Origin of the sequence: Collinsella aerofaciens (assembly GCF_040920445.1) — a bacterium.
Classification (GTDB): domain Bacteria; phylum Actinomycetota; class Coriobacteriia; order Coriobacteriales; family Coriobacteriaceae; genus Collinsella; species Collinsella aerofaciens_BH.
In genome coordinates, this window is the sequence record NZ_JBCOTQ010000101.1 from 1 (window position 1) to 1,924 (window position 1,924).

Genomic DNA, 1,924 nt, shown 5'->3' on the forward strand with positions numbered 1-1,924 from the left:
TGGCCTCCTACCTTTCTTTCGGGCCCTTGTCAGGGCCGATTCGTTAGCGCCCCTCCGTGTGAGGCGTTATTGCTGACGACATATTTATATCCAAAATCAGCTCATACTTCCACCTTGCCCCCGAACGGTTTTTTATAGGGGGTGAACGGCATACACATATACTTCACGCATGGCACACTTCATCTTAATAAAGCGTATTTACGTGCTTAAACGCGTTTTAATCCTAAAATCAAATGGAACTAAACTTTGTTAAACCATCCTCAAATTGCATATTTCCAATAAAGCTATGAATAGAATTAGCGGTTCACACCGCGTCTCAACCATTTTCATTTTTATTCAGAAAAAAGTTTGTCCTATTCATTTCTGATAAATAAATTACCGTTTACCAGACGCTTGATACCGTTCACCGGAAACTCAGTATAAGGCCCAGCGGATACCGCCTCGCTTTACGGCCCCATTTGTAACAACTTGACTTCTCGGTATAGAAAAACGGACCCGCTTCCCCTAGGGAAACGGGTCCGTTTTCGATTATCTTCGGCTAATTTGGATAAGGCCCCCGAAGACCATCGGAATCCTAGCGATCGAACTCCGCCAGTGCCTCGCCCAAAAGCCTCAGGCCCTCGCGCAGAACGTCCTCGCTCGCGCAGTAGCCCAGGCGTGCGCCGCAGGGAAGCTCAAAACGGCTACCGGGGACCAGCAGCACTCCCCTCTCGGACAGCAGGCGCCTGCAGAACTCCTCGTCATCCTCGGGAATATCCAGCAGGATAAACGAGGTGGACACGCCCTGCGGGGCCGTCCAGGAAACGCGATGCTGCGTATCGATCCAAGCCTGCGCGATATCGCGGTTGCCAAACACGATCTTGCGATTGCGCTCGAGAATCTTATCCTTGTGCTCAAGCACATAGGTCGCCAGAGCATCGTTGAACACGCCGCCGCAGATCATGGTGTAATCGCGATAGGTACGGATGCGGTTGGACACCTCTTTGTCGGCCAGGACCCAGCCCACGCGGGCCGCAGGTGTCGAATAGGTCTTCGACAACGAGTTGGTGACAATGGCCCTCTCGTACACGTCGACCATCGACATAAAGGACTCAGTGTTTTCGAGCGGCAGATATACCTCGTCGCACAGCACGTAGGCGCCCACCGAGCGGGCGATCTCGGCAATCTGGCCGAGCATATCGGCATCGAGCACCGTACCGATAGGGTTCGATGCGTTATTGATGCAAATGAGCTTGGTGTTGGGGCGAACGAGGCGCTTGAGCTGTTCGATATCGGGTTTCCATCCGAGCTCCTCACAAAGCTCCCAATACTCGACCTCGGCGCCGAGTGTACGCGGGATCTCATAGAGCGGCGCATAGGTGGGCCACTCGGCAATCACATGGTCGCCGGGCTCGACCACGGCCATGATGGCGTTGAGGTTAGCGCCCGTGCAGCCATTGGTCTGCAGAATGTGATCGGGATTGACCTCGTGACGATACAGCTTGGCAACCTCGGCCTTAAACTCCGGCGAACCCTCGATCCAGCCGTAGTTCATCTTCTCGCGATCCAGGCGCTCGTAGAACGTGGCACCATCTTGATCGTCGAGCGCGCGCAGCTCGCCCATGGTAAGCGACGAAATCGTCGACTGGGCGATATCCCACGTAGCGCTCTTCTCCCAAACGTTAAGCCATTCCTCAACGCCGATCGTCTTGATATCCATGGCCAAGCTCCTTACAAAAGCAGTCATCCAATCGTGTTGACGTTCCTCATACAAGAATGGGGCGGTGCGAATACCCGCACCGCCCCAATGGGAGACATCTAATGGCAGCTAGATGTATGTATTAAGACCTGTACGGGTCCTTGAAGACCTTAGAGGTCCTCGCGCCAGAAGGGCATGCTCATGCAGCGCGGGCCGCCGCGGCCGCGGGAGAGCTCGGCGGAGGGC

The 1,924-nt window shown here is 54.6% G+C and carries 2 protein-coding genes; both read right to left on the reverse strand.

All coding sequences use genetic code 11. The annotated features are described in order from the left end of the window. Positions 1 to 574: 574 nt before the first annotated feature. Entirely contained in the window at positions 575 to 1,699 is a 1,125-nt protein-coding gene (locus AB5405_RS09775) for an aminotransferase (protein ID WP_368138355.1), read from the reverse strand. Positions 1,700 to 1,848: 149 nt separating this feature from the next. Then, positions 1,849 to 1,924 (reverse strand): arginine deiminase family protein (locus tag AB5405_RS09780; RefSeq protein WP_195239190.1); only part of this gene is annotated, 76 nt, incomplete at its 5' end.

What these genes read in the sequence shown, in the direction of transcription:
- AB5405_RS09775 (WP_368138355.1), bottom strand. Translation starts at nt 1,699, where the DNA reads ATGGATATCAAGACGATCGGCGTTGAGGAATGGCTTAACGTTTGGGAG.